At 67.7% G+C, this 20,307-nt stretch carries 12 protein-coding genes; 8 read left to right on the top strand and 4 right to left on the bottom strand.

What is annotated here, in order from left to right; genetic code table 11:
* Nucleotides 1–3 precede the first annotated feature (3 nt).
* From nuoL to P0084_RS14180, 7 genes are read left to right on the top strand one after another with little or no spacing between them, the layout of a single operon-like run.
* On the top strand, nt 4–2,091 hold the full coding sequence (nuoL, locus tag P0084_RS14210) for an NADH-quinone oxidoreductase subunit L (protein ID WP_308917528.1): 2,088 nt from the start codon (nt 4–6) through the stop codon (nt 2,089–2,091).
* A 4-nt stretch (nt 2,092–2,095) separates the two neighbouring features.
* Entirely contained in the window at nt 2,096–3,643 is a 1,548-nt protein-coding gene (locus tag P0084_RS14205) for an NADH-quinone oxidoreductase subunit M (protein WP_308917527.1), read from the top strand.
* A 10-nt stretch (nt 3,644–3,653) separates the two neighbouring features.
* Nucleotides 3,654–5,090 carry an NADH-quinone oxidoreductase subunit NuoN gene (gene nuoN, locus P0084_RS14200; RefSeq protein ID WP_308917526.1) on the top strand — a complete coding sequence of 479 codons (1,437 nt, stop codon included), beginning with the start codon at nt 3,654–3,656 and terminating at the stop codon, nt 5,088–5,090.
* Entirely contained in the window at nt 5,087–5,806 is a 720-nt protein-coding gene (locus P0084_RS14195) for a biotin--[acetyl-CoA-carboxylase] ligase (RefSeq protein WP_308917525.1), read from the top strand. Before nuoN ends, P0084_RS14195 begins: the two co-directional genes overlap by 4 nt.
* Nucleotides 5,797–6,573 carry a type III pantothenate kinase gene (locus P0084_RS14190; RefSeq protein WP_308917524.1) on the top strand — a complete coding sequence of 259 codons (777 nt, stop codon included), beginning with the start codon at nt 5,797–5,799 and terminating at the stop codon, nt 6,571–6,573. The genes P0084_RS14195 and P0084_RS14190 overlap by 10 nt, the downstream gene beginning before the upstream one ends.
* Entirely contained in the window at nt 6,570–8,243 is a 1,674-nt protein-coding gene (locus P0084_RS14185; protein ID WP_308917523.1) for a ribonuclease J, read from the top strand. The genes P0084_RS14190 and P0084_RS14185 overlap by 4 nt, the downstream gene beginning before the upstream one ends.
* A 6-nt stretch (nt 8,244–8,249) precedes the next feature.
* Entirely contained in the window at nt 8,250–8,606 is a 357-nt protein-coding gene (locus P0084_RS14180) for a hypothetical protein (RefSeq protein WP_308917522.1), read from the top strand.
* Between the two features lie 1,030 nt (nt 8,607–9,636).
* Here P0084_RS14180 and P0084_RS14175 read toward each other — a convergent pair.
* The 4 genes from P0084_RS14175 to P0084_RS14160 form a co-directional block, all read right to left on the bottom strand.
* A complete protein-coding gene (locus P0084_RS14175) occupies nt 9,637–11,115 on the bottom strand; it encodes a DEAD/DEAH box helicase (protein ID WP_308917521.1) in 1,479 nt (492 codons plus the stop codon).
* 121 nt (nt 11,116–11,236) lie between these two features.
* Nucleotides 11,237–11,818: a hypothetical protein gene (locus tag P0084_RS14170; protein ID WP_308917520.1), complete on the bottom strand. Its 582-nt coding sequence runs from the start codon at nt 11,816–11,818 to the stop codon at nt 11,237–11,239.
* Between the two features lie 46 nt (nt 11,819–11,864).
* Nucleotides 11,865–12,302, bottom strand: a complete 438-nt coding sequence (locus P0084_RS14165) for a hypothetical protein (RefSeq protein ID WP_308917519.1) — start codon at nt 12,300–12,302, stop codon at nt 11,865–11,867.
* Nucleotides 12,303–12,419: 117 nt separating this feature from the next.
* Entirely contained in the window at nt 12,420–14,030 is a 1,611-nt protein-coding gene (locus P0084_RS14160) for a peptide chain release factor 3 (protein WP_308917518.1), read from the bottom strand.
* Between the two features lie 691 nt (nt 14,031–14,721).
* Between P0084_RS14160 and P0084_RS14155 the strand changes: the two genes are divergently transcribed.
* Nucleotides 14,722–20,256, top strand: coding sequence for an SdrD B-like domain-containing protein (locus tag P0084_RS14155; protein ID WP_308917517.1), 5,535 nt, complete (start codon nt 14,722–14,724; stop codon nt 20,254–20,256).
* The last annotated feature ends 51 nt before the right edge of the window (nt 20,257–20,307 follow it).

Below are 20,307 nucleotides of genomic sequence, written 5' to 3'. Positions count from 1 at the left end.
GCAATGCTGACCACGATCCTGTTTGCGCCCCTGGTCGGCGCGCTGGTCTGCGGCCTCATGTGGAAGTTCATCGGCGAGAAGGCGGCGATGGTCTTCGCCACCGCGTTGCTGTTCCTGTCCTGCCTGCTGTCGTGGATCGTGTTCCTGACGCACGATCCCTACGTGACGGAACAGGTGCAGCTGCTGCGCTGGATCGAATCCGGCTCGCTGCTGACGGAATGGTCGATCCGGCTGGACCGCCTGACCAGCACCATGCTGATCGTGGTCACGACCGTGTCGGCGCTCGTGCACCTGTATTCCTTCGGCTACATGGACCACGACCCCCAATGGCGCGAGGACGAGGTCTACAAGCCGCGCTTCTTCGCGTACCTGTCGTTCTTCACCTTCGCGATGCTGATGCTGGTGACGGCGGACAACCTCCTGCAGTTGTTCTTCGGTTGGGAAGGCGTCGGCGTGGCGTCCTATCTCCTGATCGGGTTCTACTATCGCAAGCCGTCCGCGGGGGCCGCGGCGATGAAGGCGTTCATCGTCAACCGCGTGGGCGACTTCGGTTTCCTCCTGGGCATCTTCGCGCTGTTCTTCCTGGTGGACAGCATCCAGTTCCGCGACATCTTCGCCGCCGCGCCCGACATCGCGGCCACGCAGTTGGAGTTCATGGGCGGCACGTTCAACGCGGCCGAACTGGTGGCGGTGCTGCTGTTCATCGGCGCCATGGGCAAGTCCGCGCAGTTGGGCCTGCACACGTGGCTGCCCGACGCGATGGAGGGGCCGACCCCCGTCTCCGCGCTGATCCACGCGGCGACCATGGTGACGGCGGGCGTCTTCCTCGTATGCCGCATGTCGCCGGTGATGGAGTTCGCGCCGAACGCGATGGCCTTCGTGGTGCTGATAGGCGCGGCCACCGCCTTCGTCGCGGCGACGATCGGATTGGTGCAGAACGACATCAAGCGCGTCATCGCCTATTCGACGATGTCGCAGCTGGGCTACATGTTCGTGGCCGCGGGCCTGGGCGCCTATTCGGTGGCGATGTTCCACCTGTTCACGCATGCCTTCTTCAAGGCGATGCTGTTCCTGGGCGCGGGGTCGGTGATCCACGCGATGCACCACGAACAGGACATGCGGAACTACGGTGGCCTGCGGAAGAAGATCCCGCTGACCTTCTGGGCCATGATGATCGGCACGCTGGCCATCACCGGCGTCGGCATCCCGCTGCTGTATCTGGGCTTCCCCGTGGGCTTCGCGGGCTTCGTGTCGAAGGACGCCGTGATCGAGGTCGCCTATGCCGGCACCGCGGGCGGGTTCGCCTTCTGGGCCCTGGTCGTGGCCGCAACGCTCACCAGCTTCTATAGCTGGCGGCTGATGTTCCTGACCTTCTACGGCACGCCGCGCGGCAACATGCACGCGCACGACCATGCGCACGAAAGCCCGCGGGTCATGACCGTGCCGCTCGGCGTCCTGGCGGTCGGATCCGTCCTGGCGGGGATGGTCTGGTACGGCGGGTTCTTCAAGTCGCAGGAAAGCGTGGACGACTTCTTCGGCAACGTCCCCGTAGCGGAACACGCACTGATCGATCGCGACCTGCCCGGCGCGGCGCATGCCGCGGGCGAAGGCGAAGCGCACGACCGTCCCGTGCAGGTCCCGGGCCGGGGCGCCATCTACATCGGGCCGGAGAACCACATCATCCACGAAGCCCACGAGGTCCCGGTCTGGGTCAAGCTGTCGCCCTTCGTCGCGATGCTGCTGGGTCTGGGGACGGCGTGGCTCTTCTACATCCGCAACCCCGCGCTGCCGCGGCAATGGGCGGCGAACCTGTCGCCGCTGCATCGCTTCCTTCTGAACAAGTGGTACTTCGACGAGATCTACCAGTTCCTCTGGGTTAATCCGGCCCGCTTCCTGGGCCGTCTGTTCTGGCGGCGCGGCGATGGCGACGTGATCGACGGGTCGATCAACGGCGTGGCGATGGGCATCGTGCCGTTCTTCACCCGCGCGCTGAACCGCGCGCAGTCGGGATACATCTTCACCTACGCGTTCACGATGGTGCTGGGCATCGTCGCCCTGATCACGTGGATGACCTTCGCGCAGGCGAACTGACGACATGGACAACCTCCTTTCCATCATCACCTTCATCCCGCTGATCGCCGCCACGATCCTGGCGCTGTTCCTGCGCGGCGACGACGAGGCCGCGCAGCGCAACGCCAAGTGGCTGGCGCTCGCCGCGACGGGCTTCACGTTCCTCGTGTCGCTGTTCCTCCTGTCGGGCTTCGACCCGCAGGACACGGGCTTCCAGTTCGTCGAGGAGCGCGAGTGGCTGCTGGGCCTGAACTACAAGATGGGCGTGGACGGCATCAGCATCCTCTTCGTCATGCTGACCACGTTCCTCATGCCCCTGGTGGTGGCGTCCTGCTGGACGGTCACGACGCGGGTGAAGGACTACATGGTCGCGCTCCTGGTGCTGGAGACGTTGATGATCGGCGTGTTCTGCGCGCTCGATCTGATCCTGTTCTACCTGTTCTTCGAGGCCGGGCTGATCCCGATGTTCCTGATCATCGGGATCTGGGGGGGCGCGAACCGGATCTATGCCGCGTTCAAGTTCTTCCTCTACACGCTGCTGGGCTCGGTCCTGATGCTGGTGGCGATGGTGGCGATGTACGTCGACGCGGGCACCACCGACATTCCCACGCTTCTGGCCCACGACTTCCCGTTCGCCACGCTGACCGTGCTGGGCGTCTCGATCCCGGGCGGGTTCCAGACCCTGCTGTGGCTGGCCTTCTTCGCGTCCTTCGCCGTGAAGATGCCGATGTGGCCCGTCCACACCTGGCTGCCCGACGCGCACGTCCAGGCGCCCACCGCCGGGTCCGTGGTGCTGGCGGCCATCCTGCTGAAGATGGGGGGCTACGGCTTCCTGCGCTTCAGCCTTCCGATGTTCCCCGCCGGCAGCGAGCTTCTGGGCCCCCTGGTCCTGTGGCTGTCGGTCATCGCCATCATCTACACCTCGCTCGTGGCGATGGTGCAGAGCGACATGAAGAAGCTGATCGCCTATTCCTCCGTGGCCCATATGGGCTTCGTGACCATGGGCATCTTCGCGGCGAACCAGCAGGGCGTGGACGGGGCCATCTTCCAGATGATCAGCCACGGCTTCATCTCCGGCGCGCTGTTCCTGTGCGTGGGCGTCATCTACGACCGCATGCACACGCGCGAGATCGACGCCTATGGCGGGCTGGTGAACCGGATGCCCGCCTACGCCGCCGTGTTCATGCTGTTCACGCTGGCCAACGTGGGCCTGCCCGGCACGTCGGGCTTCGTGGGCGAGTTCCTGACCCTGATGGGCGTGTTCCAGGTCAACACCCTGGTGGGCGTCCTGGCCTGCACCGGGGTCATCCTGTCGGCGGGCTACGCGCTCTGGCTGTACCGTCGCGTCGTGTTCGGCGACCTCATCAAGGAGAGCCTGCGCTCGATCAAGGACATGACCGCGCGCGAGAAGGCGATCTTCGCGCCGCTGATCTTCTTCACGATCCTGTTGGGCGTCTATCCGTCGCTGGTGACGGACATCATCGGGCCGTCCGTGGCGAACCTCGTCGACGGCTATGCCGTCGCCACCGCCGACATCGAGTTCGGGCCCACGCTGGCCGACGCCGCGCATTGAAGGGTGTGACATGACCTCCGCCGACCTGGAAATCATCCTGCCCGAGATCGTCCTGGCGCTCTATGCGATGGGGGCGCTGCTGATCGGCGTGTACACGCGCCAGGACGGGATGGCGCGGACGCTGACGATGCTGACCGCGCTGGTCATGGTCGCGGTCGCGTTCTGGGTCGGCGTGTCGCCCGATGCGGGGCTGGGCGTGTCGAACATGATCGTGAAGGACGGGTTCTCGCGCTTCGCGCAGGTCACCATCCTGCTGTCGGCGGCCACCGTCCTCGTGCTGTCGACCGACTGGATGGAACGCTACGGCCTCCTGCGGTTCGAGTATCCTCTGATCGTCACCCTGGCCGTGATCGGCATGATGATCATGGTGTCCAGCGGCAACCTCCTGACGCTCTACATGGGGTTGGAACTTCAGTCCCTGGCCATGTACGTCCTCGCCGCCCTGCGCCGCGACAGCGTGCGGTCCACGGAGGCGGGGCTCAAGTACTTCGTCCTGGGCGCGCTGTCGTCGGGTCTGCTGCTCTACGGGATCTCGCTGACCTACGGCTATGCCGGCTCGACGGAGTTCGGGGCCATCATCCTCGTCGCGCTGGCCGGCGATCTGTCGCTGGGCCTGCTGTTCGGCCTCGTGTTCATCCTGGCGGGCCTGGCCTTCAAGATCTCCGCCGCGCCGTTCCACATGTGGACCCCCGACGTGTACGAAGGCGCGCCGACGCCCATCACCACGCTGATGGCCACCGCCCCCAAGGTGGCCGCCATGGCGATGTTCGCGCGCGTCACCCACGACGCCTTCGGTCAGGCCGTGAACGACTGGCAGCAGATCGTCGCCGTCCTGTCGGTCGTGTCGATGTTCCTGGGATCGATCGCCGCCATCGGACAGCGCGACATCAAGCGGCTGATGGCGTATTCCTCCATCGCGCATATGGGCTTCGCGCTGATGGGCCTGACCGCGGGCACGGTGGCGGGCGTGCAGGCGATGCTGCTCTACATGGCGATCTACGTCGTGATGAACCTCGGCGTCTTCGCCTTCGTGTTGTCCATGACCCGCGACGGGCGGGAGGCCACGGACATCGCCAGCCTGAACAAGCTGTCCGCCCGCCGGCCCGGCCAGGCCCTGGCGCTGCTGGTCCTGATGTTCAGCCTGGCGGGCATCCCGCCCTTCATCGGCTTCTTCGCCAAGCTCTACGTCCTGCAGGCCGCCGTGGGCGCGGGCCTGGTGTGGCTGGCGGTGCTGGGCGTCGTGGCGACCGTGATCGGGGCGTTCTACTACATCCGCATCGTGTACCTGATGTATTTCGGCGAGGCGGACGCGCCGCTGGACGACGGCATGGCGCCCGCGCAGGGGATCGTGCTGGCGGGCTGCGCCATCATCATGGTCGTGGGCGTCGTTAACCTCTTCGGCCTGGAGGGCGTCGCCGCCGCCGCCGCCGCGACCCTCATCCGGTGAGCTGGCCCCCGGCGGTCGCGCGGGTCCACCTGCCCCGCGTCGACTCGACATCGGCGGAAGCCACGCGCCGCGACCCGCCCGTCTGGGTCCTCGCCGACGCGCAGGACGCCGCGCGGGGCCGCCGGGGACGGGCGTGGTCCACCCAGCCCGGCAACTTCGCGGTCAGCCTGGCCTATCGCCCGCCCGGCACGACCGCCGACTTCGCGCGGCGCAGCTTCGTCGCCAGCCTGGCGCTGGCGGACGCGTTGGACGGGTTCGGCGTGACGGGGGTCGCGCTGAAATGGCCCAACGACGTGCTGGTGGACGGCGCGAAGGTCGCCGGCATCCTCTTGGAGGTGCCGCGGCCCGGCCTCCTGGTGGTGGGCATCGGCGTCAACCTCGCCGCCGCCCCCGAGGCCGCGCCCGACGCGACGGCGCCGCCCGGCCACCTGGACGGCATCGCCGTGCCGTCCGCCTTCCTGGACCGCCTGGCCCCGGCCTATGCCGCGTGGGACGCGCGCCTCGTGGCGCACGGCTTCGACCCCGTCCGCACCGCCTGGCTGGCCCGCGCCGCCCGCCGGGGCCGCCGCATCGTGGCCCGGCTGACCGACCGCACGCTGACCGGCACGTTCGACGGCATCGACGCGGACGGCCACCTGCGGCTGGGACCGCCCGACGGCCCCGCGACCATACCGGCCGCGGACGTGTTCTTCCCCCGGGGCGTGCCATGCTGCTGACCATCGATTGCGGCAACACCAACACCGTGTTCGCCATCTGGGACGGGGCGCGGTTCCTGGCCAACTGGCGCATCGCCACCGACCCGCGCCGGACCGCGGACGAATACTTCACCTGGCTGCGCACGATGATGCAGCTCCAGGCCATCGACGTGGCGGTGACGGGCTGCATCGTGTCGTCTACCGTGCCCCGCGTGGTCTTCAACCTGCGCGTCCTGTGCGACCGCTACTTCGACACCCGCCCTCTGGTCGTCGGCAAGCCCGGCTGCGACCTGCCCGTGCCCCCCCGCGTGGACGCGGGCACGCAGGTCGGCCCCGACCGGCTGGTGAACACGGCGGGCGCCTTCGACCGCCACGGCGGGGATCTGGTCATCGTGGACTTCGGCACCGCCACGACCTTCGACGTGGTGGACGGCGACGGCGCCTATGTCGGCGGCGTCATCGCGCCCGGCGTGAACCTGTCGCTGGAGGCGCTGCACATGGCCGCCGCCGCCCTGCCGCACGTGGACATCACGCGCCCGCAGCGCGTGGTCGGAACCAACACGGTCGCCTGCATGCAGTCCGGCATCTTCTGGGGCTATGTCGGCCTCGTGAAGGAGATCACGGCCCGCATCACCGCCGAGCGCGACCGCCCCATGACCATCGTATCGACCGGGGGGCTGGCCCCGCTGTTCCAGCAATCCGAACGCCTCTTCGACCTGTGGGACGAGGATCTGACGATCCACGGCCTGACGGTCATCCATGCCTTCAACGAAAGCCTTACCGCATGAGCAACGAACGCCTGATCTACCTCCCCCTCGGCGGCGCCGGCGAGATCGGGATGAACGCCTACGTCTACGGCTACGGTCCCGCGGGCAAGGAACGCCTGATCCTCGTGGATCTGGGCATCGCCTTCCCCGACATGGACAGCACGCCCGGCGTGGACGTCATCCTGCCCGACATCGCGTGGCTGCGCGACAACATCGACCGGGTGGAAGCCGTGTTCGTCACCCACGCGCACGAGGATCACGTCGGCGGGGTGGGGCACCTCTACGGCCAGATGGGCAAGCCGGTCCATTGCCGGAAGTTCACCGCCAACATCGCGCGGCGCAAGATGCAGGAACAGGGCCACGACCCGGGCGCCGTCGTGGTCGCCGAACCCTGGCCCGCGCAGGTCGAAGCCGGGCCCTTCACCGTGGGCTTCCTGCCCATCAGCCACTCGATCCCCGAATCCTCCGCCCTGGTGATCGACACGCCGGGCGGGCGCATCGTCCATACGGGCGATTTCAAGATCGACCTGGTGCCCGTTTTGGGCGAGCCCTTCGACGCCGACAGCTTCCGCGAGGTCGCGAAGGGCGGGGTCAAGGCGCTGGTCTGCGACTCGACCAACGTCTTCAACACCCACGAAGGGCGGTCCGAATCCCTGGTCGGCCCCAACATCCGCGAACTGGTGTCGAACGCGAAGGGCATGGTCGTCGCCACCACCTTCGCGTCCAACGTCGCCCGTCTGAAGTCGCTGGCCGATGCGGGCGCCGCGGCTGGACGCTCCATCTGCCTGATGGGCCGCGCGATGCGCCGCATGACCGAAGCCGCACGGGAGGAGGGCATCCTGACGGAGTTCCCCCAGACCGTCAGCCCGGAGGACGCCGCCGACATCCCGCGCGAAAGCCTGATGCTGATCGTCACCGGGTCGCAGGGCGAGCGACGCGCCGCATCGGCGCAGCTGTCCCAGGGCAAGTATTTTGGGATGGAGCTGAAGGAGGGCGACACCTTTCTGTTCTCGTCCAAGACGATCCCGGGCAACGAACGCGACGTGGCACGGATCATGAACAACCTGTCGATGCTGGGCGTGGACGTCGTGACCGACGCCGACGGCCTCTATCACGTGTCCGGCCACGCCAACCGTCCGGACCTGGAAACGATCCACGCCCTGATCGACCCGCAATTCGTCATCCCCATGCATGGCGAGCACCGGCACCTGCGCGAACACGCCAAGGTCGCCGACGGGTTGGGCCGCACGGGCGTCGTGGCCCCCAACGGCACGATGATCGACCTGTCCGGCAACGCGCCCAAGGTCGTGGACCACGTGGAGGCGGGGCGCACCTATCTGGACGGTGCAACCCTGGTCGGGCAGTTCGACGGCGTCGTCCGCGACCGCATCCGCATGGCCCTGAACGGCATGGTCGTCGTGTCGGTCATGGTGGAGGACGACGGCACCGTCCTCGACGACGCCTGGGTCGACCTGCGCGGCCTGCCGGAAAAGGGCCGCTCCGGCGACGCCTTGTCCGACGTCATGGAGAAGGACCTGGCCGACCGCCTGGAACGCGTGGACCGCAAGACGGCGGACGACGACGACGCGCTGGAGAAGCTCGTCAAGCGCGGCATCCAGCAGACCGCCCAGGCCGAGATCGGCAAGCGCCCGGAAGTCACGGTGCTCATCACGCGGCTGGCTGCGGAGTAGGTTGCGATGCTGGGCGGGCTCACCCTGGTGGTCGCGGTGCCCGTCGCGGCTTGGTGGGCGCTGGTCGGCTTGGGCCTCTGGGCCGCGGCGCGGATGTCGCGGCGTGCCGTCTGGTTGCTGACCGGGATCGCCATGGCCTGCCTGCTTGCCGCGGGCGCGACGATCATGATCTCTTGCTACGGCGGTCCGTCGGGTGAGGTCGTTCTTGGCGAGGTTGGGAACACAACTTTCGGCGCGTCCTATGGCCCGTGTGGCGGGCCGGGTCGCGTTGTCCTCCTTCTCCTTGGGTACGTCGCTATTCCCATCGCCGCCATCGGTCAGGCCCTGCTGACTCGGTGGATGCTCGACCGCGCCCCGCGCTAGAGCCGGTCACCGCCGGGCGCATCCGAACGGGTGGGAACCGTCATTGCCGGGCCTGACCCGGCAATCCACCGTCCCGCACACGCGGTCCAATCGAAGGGTGGATCGTCGGGTCGAGCCCCGACGATGACGATCTCCGGGGGGGCACGATTCCGGTCACGCGGCATGCGCCCGAAACGCCGCACGTCCCGAAGGGACGGCGCCCTTCCCCGACCCTCCACGATGGATCGGGGGACCCGTCACGCCGAACGGACAGGTCGACGTTCGGGACCCAACGGGCGATCCTAACGCCCTCCTCCCCCACGGCGGCCGGCCGTGCTGAGGCGGAAACGGTGATGCCCCAGACCACGCGGATGCCCCCAGCGCCCCCTCCCCCCGCCGGGGGGAGGGATGGGGAGGGGGCGAACCCGACCGCTCCAGGAACCACCCCGCCGCCCCGGAACGCCAACACACGACAAGTCCCCGGGTGCGGGGCAGCGCCTCGTCGGCCCCTTGCATGCACGTGGGCGAAGGACCGGTCCCGCAGGGACGGGACGGTCCGGGGGACCGTTCCGAGGTCCGCAGCGCGGGCCGCCCGGGCGGACCGCCGGACCACCCCCCGCACGGAACGGCCCCGCACGGCAAGACCCACGCAACGCGCGGTGCCCTATGTGCCCCCCGGTATGCACGGGGGGTGCACGGGGGGTGTACGGGGGGTGCATGCGACGACCTGCCGCGATCCGGGATGCGTCGCATCCGACGCACCCCCGCAACACCGTTGTTTTCGCTCACGGAATCCCGACAGGTAAAATCCGGCCTATTCGGCCACCCCACCGAACCCCGCTCGGCCCCATACAAGCCCCATGAACAACGCAATCAAAAAACCGCGCCGAACCGCGGCGGCGAACCGATCGATGGCCTATGCCCCGCCAGGCCCTTCGACGATATGCGTCGGCCGACCGATCGGGCACCGCCATGCCTTCCGGGCCTGTCCGACGACACGGTGGCTCGCTTCGTGACGCCTGTCCCGTAAGGGAGGCGCGCGCCCCGGCGGTCAGCCCGCTTCGGACAGCCGATCCTCGAACGACATCTCTATGAAGCTGGGGACGTGATCGCCCAGACCCTTCACGCGCGGACCGTCGTCCCGGCCGCCGCGGCCCCGGTCGTCCCCGCCGCCCCGGCGGGACCGGCGGCCACCGCGCGCGTCGCGTGCCGGCTCGGCGTCCCGCACCTCCGCCTCCGCGTCCGGGGCGTTCGTCTCGGGGGCGGCCTGCTGCGGGTCCTCGGACTTGCGGCTGCGCGACCGGCTGCGCGACGTGCGCTTGGGCTTGTCGTCCTCCGCCGCTTCCTTCTCCTGGGCGTCGTCGCCCCGGCGGCCCGGCGGGGTCCACGGGTTGTCGCCTTCGGGGATGGGCTTGCCGATCAGGCGTTCGATTCCGTCCAGGTACTTCTCGTCCGACGGCACCGCGATGGTATAGGCCACGCCCGTCTTGCCCGCCCGCCCCGTGCGGCCGATGCGATGGACGTAGTCCTCCGAATGGCTGGGAACGTCGAAGTTGAACACGTGGCTGACGTCCGGGATGTCCAGGCCCCGCGCGGCGACGTCGGACGCCACCAGGAAGCGCAGCGACCCGTCGCGGAACGCGTTCAACGTCGCCGTGCGCTGCGACTGGTCCAGGTCCCCGTGGATGGGTGCCGCGTCCAGCCCGTGCTTCTTCATCGACTTGGCGACCACGTCGACCTCGACCTTGCGGTTGCAGAAGACGATGGCGTTCTTGCAGGCTTCGGCGTCGCGCTCGATGATGGCGCGCAGGATCTCGCGCTTGTCCTTCGCCGACATGTCGCGGCGCTTCGGCGTGTGCTTGACCAGGATCTGCGTGATCGTCTCGGACGTCGTGTTCTGACGCTCGACCTCGATCTTCTCGGGGTTGGACAGGAACTTGTTGGTGATCCGCTCGATCTCGGGCGCCATGGTGGCGGAGAAGAACAGGGTCTGCCGCGTGAAGGGCGTCAGCTCGAAGATGCGCTCGATGTCGGGGATGAACCCCATGTCCAGCATGCGGTCGGCTTCGTCCACGACCATGACCTGCACGCCGGTCAGCAACAGCTTGCCCCGCTCGAAATGGTCCAGCAGACGGCCGGGCGTGGCGATCAGAACGTCGACGCCGCGGTCGATCAGCTGCTCCTGCTCCTTGAAGGACACGCCGCCGATCAACAGCGCCTTCGTCAGCTTCGATCCCTGGGCATAGGTGTCGAAATTCTCCGCCACCTGGGCGGCCAGCTCGCGCGTGGGCGCCAGGACCAGGCTGCGCGGCATGCGCGCCCGCGCGCGTCCCTTCGACAGCATGGTGATCATCGGCAGCGTGAAGCTGGCGGTCTTGCCCGTGCCGGTCTGCGCGATGCCCAGGACGTCGCGGCCTTCCAGGGCAGGGGGTATGGCGCCCGCCTGGATCGGGGTGGGGGTGTCGTAGCCCGCGGCCTCCACGGCCTTCAGGACCTTGGGGCCGAGGCCCAGATCGGTGAACTTCGTCATGTGCGTCCATTACTGGGCGGCATCGGGCCGCCTGGGTGATGGGACGCCGGTGTGCTGCGCGTCCCGCGTCGATCGTCGCACCCACCACGTGGGCGTGTCGCCATGTAGAGGTTGGCGATGGCTACGTCAACGCATCGGCGGACGGGTCGGTCCAGGGGGCATAGCCGGCGGCGATCACCGCGACCATGGGACGGGGGGTCAGGACCGTTGCGGGACCCCTGGGGCGCGGGACCGGCGGGGCGTACCCGGCGGGGCCATGGGGGACGGCATCGTCCGGACGCAGCAGAAGGAACGCGGCGTCGTGCCCCCGCAGGAACGTCCCCGCCGGAAGGGCGCCCGCGTCGTCCGTCCGCCACGTGCGCAAGCGCCGGGCGCCGGGAACCGCGCGGGCGGCGTGCAGCGCCGCATCGGCCGCCGCGGGGCCGGGCCAGGCGCCGAAGGCCGCGCTCCAGGCGTCGGCCCACGATCGGTATGCGGCGCGGCGGCATTCCCCGCAGGGACGGTGCCCCGCGGCCAGGGCCACGGCCTCGTCCAGGAAGAACAGCTCGGTGTATCGGCGCGGCGCCATGATGCGCCGCCGCCGGCCCTTGAACGACAGGACGCAGCAGACCCAGGCCCGGTGCGCCCACCGGCGCGACGTCAGGCGGCCCCGGTCGTCGTGCAGCACGCCGCGGTTGCCCAGCATGCCCCCGCGTTCCGCCATGGCGGCGAAGGTTCCGTCCGGCAGGACCCGGTTCGGGCGGGGCAGGTCAGCCCCCGACCGTCACCGCATCCGTCATCACCACCGACTGGAACGTCTGCGGGTCCGTCACGGCGTGCAGCGCACCGCGCAGCGTCACGCGCGATTCCCCCTCCACCGCGGGCAGGGGGTCGGCCATCGCCACCTGGATGGCCAGGCCGTGATCCGACGAGCCGCAGAAGGGGCACATGCCGGCCTCGGGGATCAGCATGAAGTCCGTCGTCTCGGCACCGAAGCCCATGGGAACCAGGAAGCCCGAGATCTCGAAGACGTCCGCGCCGTCCGCGATCTCGGGCGGGAAGCGCTTGAGCACGGCATAGCTGTCGTCGGTCACGACCTCCGTGCGCTCGATGCGCGACAGCAGGTCCCAGGCCGCGTCGGCCTGCCCGTCGGCCGCCGCGGGCAGCGCGAGCCCGGCCGCCAGCGGTGCGAGTGTCAGTCTGTGCATGATCCGTCCCCTGTCCATCCTCCGGCAGGGTTCTGCCGCGAACGGATCGGATGCTCAAGTGGCCGCCGGACCCGGCCGCGCCGCGTGCGGCACGCCGCTCACACGGCGATCCGGGGATCAGGCGACCATCATCTCCTTCGTGGCGCTCAGCGTCACGTTGGGGTGGTCCCGTTCGATCCGGTCGATGTCCCATTGCAGGCGCGTCAGGAAGACCGGATCGCCGTCGTTGTCGTGCGCGATGTGCTGCTTGTTCTTCTGGATCACCGCGTCGACGGCCGCATCCGGTCCCGACAGCCAGCGGGCCGACGTGAACTGCGACGGTTCGAACCGGACGGGCAGGCCGTATTCCATCTCGATCCGGCTGGCCAGGACCTCGAACTGCAGGGCGCCCACCACGCCCACGACGTGACCCGACCCGATCGCCGGCTTGAACACCTTGGCGGCACCCTCCTCGGCGAACTGCATCAGGGCCTTGTCCAAGTGCTTCGCCTTCATCGGGTCGCCCGCGCGGCAGGTCTGCAGCAGTTCGGGCGCGAAGGACGGGATGCCGGTGAAGCGCAAGGCCTCCCCCTCCGTCAAGGCGTCGCCGATCCGCAACTGGCCGTGGTTCGGAATGCCGATGATGTCGCCCGCCCAGCCTTCCTCCGCCAGTTCGCGGTCGGAGGCGAGGAACATGACCGGGTTGGACACGGCCATCGGCTTCTTCGATCGCACATGCGTCAGCTTCATGCCGCGTTCGAAATGGCCGGAGGCGAGGCGGACGAAGGCGACCCGGTCGCGATGCTTCGGATCCATGTTCGCCTGGACCTTGAACACGAAGCCCGAAACCTTCGTCTCCTCCGGCGCGACCTGTCGTGGTTCCGCCCGCTGGGGCTGTGGCGGGGGGCCGTACTCGGCGATGCCCGCCATCAGCTCGCGTACCCCGAAGCTGTTGATGGCGGAACCGAACCAGATCGGCGTCAGCGACCCTTCGAGGAACGCGCCGGCGTCGAACGCGGGCAGCAGCGCGCGCGCCATCTCGACCTCCTCGCGCAGGGTGTCCAGCAGTTCGGCCGGAACGTGGTCGGCCAACGCCGGGTCGTCCAGGCCGGACAGCTTCACCGTTTCGGCCACCCTGTTGCGGTCGGCGCGGTCCATCAACTCCAGGCGGTCGCGGATCAGGTCGTAGCAGCCGAGGAAGTCGCGCCCCCGGCCGATGGGCCAGGAGGCGGGCGTGACGTCGATGGCCAGGTTCTCCTGTATCTCGTCCACGATCTCGAAGACGTCGCGGCTTTCGCGATCCATCTTGTTGCAGAAGGTCAGGATCGGCAGGTCGCGCAGGCGGCACACCTCGAACAACTTCCGGGTCTGCGATTCGACGCCCTTCGCGCCGTCGATGACCATGACGGCGGCATCCACGGCGGTCAGGGTCCGGTACGTGTCCTCCGAGAAGTCGCTGTGCCCGGGCGTATCCACCAGGTTGAAGCGGTAATCGGCGTAATCGAACGACATCGCGGATGCGCTGACCGATATCCCGCGGTCCTTCTCCATCTGCATGAAGTCGGACCGTGTCCGCCGCGCCTCACCCTTCGCGCGGACTTGGCCCGCCATCTGGATCGCGCCGCCGTACAGAAGGAACTTCTCCGTAAGCGTCGTCTTGCCCGCATCCGGGTGCGAGATGATCGCGAAGGTCCGCCGCCGACCGATCTCGGACGGCAGGGCCGATCTGTTGGGGCGGAGGTCGTCCATGACGGGGGCTATACGACCCGGCAACCCGGGCCGCAACGCATGGCCGGAACGTTAACCTGCCCGCCGGGCGGGGCCGCCCGCCCTTCTTGCCTGCGCGCGGTCGTGATCGGACTTCTTCGAATTGCGTGCCCGTAATAGTTTGTCCGAAAACGTATTTCCTATTTGGAAAATTTGGAAACGTCTCATTGCGTTAACTCTGCGGCATGATTTTTCACTTCCGCAAACCTTAATGTCTTGACCGCCGCCGGGTGTTTGAAGCTATTTAGCGTCAACTCGTATGCGACCCGGCGGATGTCGAGGTGTGCGGGGGCGGTCGCCTCGGAGGTTCCGAAACGGCCATTGCGGCGTTCTCCCAGCCCTTTCGGTTGGGCAATTCGAGAGTCGGAACAACCGACCTAATTCGACGATCACGGTTGCGGTCGTCGATCAGAAGGGTGGAACGGAGGGACAGACGCTCGAGGACCGATCGGCGGCGGACGTTTCGTCCCGATACGTCATCGAATTGCGGGTTCTTCGGCCGATGCCGAAGCAAGCTCAATCCAGTCGAACGAATCCATCGCCCCGGGCCAATTCCAAGGCTACGGTCGGTCTCTTTGCGGCCGATCGTTTCGTGGGGCGTCACAATCGCGATCGAAGCCCATAAAGACGGCGGGTTCGATCAGGCGCAGACAAAACGAACGGACGGACGGACATGACCAAGCATTATCAAAGCTTCACCGCGTTTCGCGAAGCCGACCTGACCAACAAGCTCACCGGTTCGAACATCGGTGTCGGCGATACGTTCAAGCTGCCCGGCAAGCCGAGCGTCACATTGTCCGTCTGGGACGACGATTCCAAGCTCAACGGGGACAACCACCGGTCCGGCCGATCCGACGACTGGTCGCAGGATGCTTATATCGACGGGCACAAGGTCGGGCGCGACCACGACATGTACGCCGATCGGTTTCACGTTCTGCACGATTCGGACGGCAATTGCTATTACATGATCGAGATCGAGATCGAGGATCACCTCGCCGGCGGCAAGAGTCTGGATTACTTCACGTTCTATGGGCAGGTTCCGCCTGCCGGTGCGCATCTGACCGTCGCCGCCACCTACGAGGTCGGATCGCACGGCGTTTCCTATGCGCATCTGAACGGTACCCCGATCCCCGCCAACAGCGCGCCGACCTTCGACAACGTTCCCGCCGATGGGGTGATCTGGGTCCACGAGAACGCCACGTTGGTGCGCGACCTGAACTCCAGCGATGTCGACGGCGACCGTCCGATCTACGCCATCACGGGCGGGGCCGACGCGGACAGGTTCACGATCGACCAGCACACCGGCAAGCTGTCGTTCCGCGACGCCCCGGACTTCGAGAACCCGACCGACGAGGGCCACAACAATATCTACGACGTCAAGGTCACGGTGTCCGACGGCAAGGGCGGCACGACCGAGAAGCCGCTGTGGATCAAGGTCAAGGACGTGGACGAGGGCCCCGTCATGATCTGCATCGAGGCGGAGGACATGCACCGGTCCAACTTTAAGGCCGTGCATGGCAGCCAGGCATCCGGCGGGGAGTTGGTGAAGCTGAAGGCCGGGAGCGGCGACCTGAAGACCAAGTTCGACGGGCCCGACGGCACCTATGATCTGACGGTCCACGCCCAGGACGAAAGTGACGGCCAATCGACAATCATGGTCAAGGTGAACGGCCACGTCGTCGGCACCATCGAACTGGATCGGGACGGCGACGGACGGGGCAGCGACAACGGCGGCTTCTCGGACTTCACGTTGCAGGACATCGCCCTGAACAAGGGCGACACGCTGGTCCTGTGGGCTAAGAAGGACGGCGGCGAGTTCGTTCGGATCGACAAGATCACGCTGAAGGAGGACGACGCCCCGCGCGACGACTGCATCACGATCGACTTCAACGACCTCGACCGTGGCACCGTCGTGAACACGCAGTTCGACGGCCTGACGGTCACGGCGGACCGCAACGGGTCCAACGCGCGCAACGACGCGATGATCTTCGACACCGACGATCCGACGGGTGGCGACGACGATCTCGCCTTCGATGGTCGCGGCAACGTCGTCATCATCTCCGAGGACAACGATTCCAGCGATCCCGACGATGCGGGTCAGGGCGGCACGATCACGTTCGACTTCGATGCGCCGTCCGACGTGGTGGACCTCGTCCTCCTCGACATCGAGGAGGCGGGCGGCTCCATCGTGCTGACCTTCGCGGACGGCACCAGCCGCACGGTGGACATCCCCGCGGCGGGCAACAACTCCGCGCAGACGATCGCGCTGAACGGGGCGGACGTCGTCTCGCTGCAGGTGAACCTCATCGGGTCCGGCGCGGTCGACGACCTGTGCTGGGTCCCGGGGGAGGTCCAGCCAGCGTCCGTCGGCGGCACCTACTTCATGGACGCGAACAACAACGACGTGCAGGACGGGGGCGACATGGGCGTCGCCGGTGCGACCGTCATCCTGCTGCAAGACGGGCAGGAGGTCGCGCGCACCACGACGGACGGGCAAGGCGACTATCTGTTCTCGAACGTCGCGCCCGGCACGGGGTACACCGTGTCGTTCCAGGATCCCGACGACGTGGCGGGCAGCGAGGGCAAGACCTTCGTCGATGCCGATGCGGGTGGCGACGACACGATCGACAGCGACGTGACCGACCTACGTGCCGACGGCAGCGGTTGGACCGACGCGTTCGACCTAGCGTCCGGCGAGGACAAGCGCGATGTCGATGGCGGCATCGAGGATGCGGGCACCGCGTCCCTGGCCGGCAAGGTCTTCATGGACAGCAACGGCAACGCGTTCGAGGATGCGGGCGACATGGACGTCGGCGGCGTCACGGTGCGACTGCTGGACGACGCGGGTCAGGTGATCGGCACCACGACCACGGGCGCCGACGGGACCTATGAGTTCACGGGCCTGAAGGCCGACGACTATTCCGTGCAGTTCCCGACGGGGGTGGACGGCAAGGTCCTGGTGGCCAAGGACGTCGGCGGTGACGACACCGTCGACAGCGATGCCGACCAGGGGACCGGACGGACCGACACGATCACGCTGGGCGTCGGTCAGCGGTCGGAGGACAACGACGCGGGCATCGTGGATCCGGGCGATGCCTCCATCTCCGGTCGTTACTTCTGCGACGAGAACGGGAACGACCGCGACGACGCCGAACCCGGCATCGCCGGCGCGCGGGTCTGGCTGCTGGCGCAGCAGGACGGCGGTGGCTTCCAGACGGTCGGCAACACGATCACCGACGGCCAGGGGGAATACAGCTTCGCCGGTCTGGACGCGGGCCGCTACGTCGTGCGGTTCGAGGATCCGGACGACGTGAACGGCGCCGCGGGCAAGGATTTCGTCGCCGCGGACGTGGGCGACGACCTGTCCGACAGCGACGTGACGAATGTCGGCGGGGCCGGCAACGGCAACACCGCTCCGTTCGACTTGGCTATCGGCGAGGCCAAGACCGACGTCGACGCGGGCATCGCGGATCCCGGCACGGCCTCGCTCGCCGGCAAGGTCTTCATGGACAACGACGGCGACGCGCTGGAGGGCGCGGGCGACATGGACGTGCCCGGCGTCACCGTCACGCTGCTGGACGAGGCGGGGATCGTCGTGGCCACGACGCAAACGGGTTCCGACGGCTCCTACGAGTTCACGGGCCTGGATGCCGGTACGTATTCGGTGCGCTTCCCGACGGAGGTGGACGGCAAGGTGCTGGTCGCGAAGGACGCGGGCGACGACACGATCGACAGCGACGCGGATCGGGGCACGGGCACGACCGACCCCATCACGCTGAGCGTCGGCCAGCGGTCCGAGGACAACGACGCGGGCATCGAGGATCCGGGCACGGCCTCCCTGGCCGGCAAGGTGTTCATGGACAACAACGACAACGCCACGGACGACGCCGGCGACATGGGCATCGGCGGCGTGACGGTTTCCCTGCTCGACGCGGCGGGCAACACCGTGCGGACGGCGCAGACCGACTCTGACGGCTCCTACGAGTTCACGGGCCTCGCGGCCGGCGACTATCGCGTCGCGTTCCCCACGGACGTGGACGGCAAGACCCTTGCGGCACAGGATGTCGGCGACGATCGGTTCGACAGCGATGCCGATCGGGGCACGGGCCTGACGGACACGATCAGCCTGGCGATCGGCCAGCGGTCGGAGGACAACGACGCGGGGGTCCGCGACCCCGGCACCGCGTCCCTCGCCGGCAAGGTGTTCATGGACAACGACAAGGACGACCTCGACGGGGCCGGCGACATGGGCATCCGCGGCGTGGAGGTTCAGCTGCTCGACTCGGACGGGGCCATCGTGGCGACCACCCGGACGGACCAGGACGGCGCGTACGAGTTCACCGGACTGGACGCCGGCAGCTATGCCGTGCGCTTCCCGACGGAGGTCGCCGGCAAGGGACTGGTGGCGAAGGACGTGGGCGGCGACGACACGATCGACAGCGACGCGGACCGCGGAACCGGAACGACCGATCCGATCACGTTGGCCATCGGCGAGCGGTCCGAGGACAACGACGCGGGCGTCGCGGATCCCGGAACGGCGGAGGTCGGCGACCTCGTGTTCCTGGACGCCAACGGCAACGGCGTCTTCGACGCCGGCGACACCGGCGTCGGGGGCGTGACCGTCCAACTGCTGGACCAGGATGGCGACGTCGTCGACACCGCGCAGACCGACGGATCGGGGGCCTATCGGTTCACCGGGCTGGATGCGGGGGTCTATTCGGTCCGCTTCGTCGCACCCGACGGGTTGGAGTTCACGACGCAATCCAACGTCGCCGCCGACGCGACGAACGACGACAGCGACGCGGCCTCGGTCGATGGCGAGACGGGCCAGTTCACCCTGTCCATCGGCGAGAGCGAGCAGGACATCGACGCGGGTCTGGTCCGGACCGACACGGGCGATGCCGCCGTGGGCGACACCGTCTTCCTGGACGAAAACCGCGACGGCGTCCGCAATGCGGGCGAGGCGGGGGTCCAGGGCGTCGAAGTCAAGTTGCTCGACTCCGATGGCGGCGTCCTGTCCACGACGACGACGGACGGCAACGGCAAGTACCGCTTCGACTCGCTCGACGCGGGCAGGTACGCGGTCATGTTCGGCACCGCCGCCGGCCTGGGCTTCACCACGCAGAGCGCGGCGGCCCCGGACGCGGCGAACGACGACAGCGACGCCAGCACGGCGGACGCCACGCTGGGCATGACGGACTTCTTCGACCTGTCCATCGGAGAGGAGGAGCTGGACATCGATGCGGGGCTGGTGGCCCTGAACCAGGACCCGGACCTGACCGACGACGAAGCCATGGGCTGCGCCGACGAGGAGATCGTCGCCGACGTCCTCGACAACGACGGCGATCGGGACGGCGACACCCTGACGATCACGGGGGTCGCGGGTCAGGCCATCGCCGAAGGCCAGACGGTCCAGACCAGCGCGGGTACGAACGTCAAGCTCGAGAACGGGAAGTTGGTGATCGACGCGGAGGACGCGTACATCGCGCTCGACATCGGTGAATCGGTCGTCGAGGACATCAGCTATACCGTCAGCGATGGACGCAACGGGACCGCCACGGCGAACCTGGAACTGACGGTGAAGGGGGATGCGAACGATTACGATTCCCTGATCGACAGCTTTCCCAACTTCGTCCAGTTCGAGGTGATGGGCGCCCTGGCGGATCCGGATGCCTTCACGGTCCGGATCGACGCACCATCCGACGAGCGTTTCGACGGCATCTCCATCGAGAACGCGTATTGCCTGGACTTCTACGAGCCGATCCCGCTGAACGACCAGTACCGGGCTGCCGTCACCAGTGCGGAAGGCGCCGAAGGTCGGGGCGTCCTTAACGCCGCCGCGACGGATGCACGATACGTCAGCTCGTTCAACGGCCAGACCGCCAGGGACAATCTGGACTTGGTCAACTGGATCGTCGCACAGGACTTCGAGGGGACCGGGGCCTATTCGGGCTGGGATGTCCAGTTCGCGATCTGGGAACTGACCAGCAACGTCCGCACCGAACGGCAGACCGGCCTGTATACGGAGGCCGACCCGGATCAGGTCGACGAGATCCTCGCATTGGCGGCGGCCAACGAGGGCTATGCTAATGCGGGCGATGGCGGAATTGTAAGCGTCATCTTCGATCCGGACCCGCAAAGGGACGGCGAACTGGAGCAGCCGTTCATCGTCGGCATTCCGTTCGACGACTACGATTGTCTCTGCTGAGGCGGTCAAATATGGACGGGGCCGGGCATTTCGGCCTCGTTCCATCGTGGC

The organism is Jannaschia maritima (assembly GCF_030973515.1).
Taxonomy (GTDB): Bacteria; Pseudomonadota; Alphaproteobacteria; order Rhodobacterales; family Rhodobacteraceae; genus Jannaschia; species Jannaschia maritima.
The sequence above is the reverse complement of the archived record's forward strand: the minus strand, read 5'-3'. Positions and strand labels throughout refer to the sequence as shown.

What these genes read in the sequence shown, in the direction of transcription:
- P0084_RS14190 (WP_308917524.1), top strand. Translation starts at nt 5,797, where the DNA reads ATGCTGCTGACCATCGATTGCGGCAACACCAACACCGTGTTCGCCATC.
- nuoL (WP_308917528.1), top strand. Translation starts at nt 4, where the DNA reads ATGCTGACCACGATCCTGTTTGCGCCCCTGGTCGGCGCGCTGGTCTGC.
- P0084_RS14160 (WP_308917518.1), bottom strand. Translation starts at nt 14,030, where the DNA reads ATGGACGACCTCCGCCCCAACAGATCGGCCCTGCCGTCCGAGATCGGT.
- P0084_RS14175 (WP_308917521.1), bottom strand. Translation starts at nt 11,115, where the DNA reads ATGACGAAGTTCACCGATCTGGGCCTCGGCCCCAAGGTCCTGAAGGCC.
- P0084_RS14165 (WP_308917519.1), bottom strand. Translation starts at nt 12,302, where the DNA reads ATGCACAGACTGACACTCGCACCGCTGGCGGCCGGGCTCGCGCTGCCC.
- P0084_RS14170 (WP_308917520.1), bottom strand. Translation starts at nt 11,818, where the DNA reads ATGGCGGAACGCGGGGGCATGCTGGGCAACCGCGGCGTGCTGCACGAC.
- P0084_RS14180 (WP_308917522.1), top strand. Translation starts at nt 8,250, where the DNA reads ATGCTGGGCGGGCTCACCCTGGTGGTCGCGGTGCCCGTCGCGGCTTGG.
- P0084_RS14155 (WP_308917517.1), top strand. Translation starts at nt 14,722, where the DNA reads ATGACCAAGCATTATCAAAGCTTCACCGCGTTTCGCGAAGCCGACCTG.
- P0084_RS14205 (WP_308917527.1), top strand. Translation starts at nt 2,096, where the DNA reads ATGGACAACCTCCTTTCCATCATCACCTTCATCCCGCTGATCGCCGCC.
- P0084_RS14185 (WP_308917523.1), top strand. Translation starts at nt 6,570, where the DNA reads ATGAGCAACGAACGCCTGATCTACCTCCCCCTCGGCGGCGCCGGCGAG.
- nuoN (WP_308917526.1), top strand. Translation starts at nt 3,654, where the DNA reads ATGACCTCCGCCGACCTGGAAATCATCCTGCCCGAGATCGTCCTGGCG.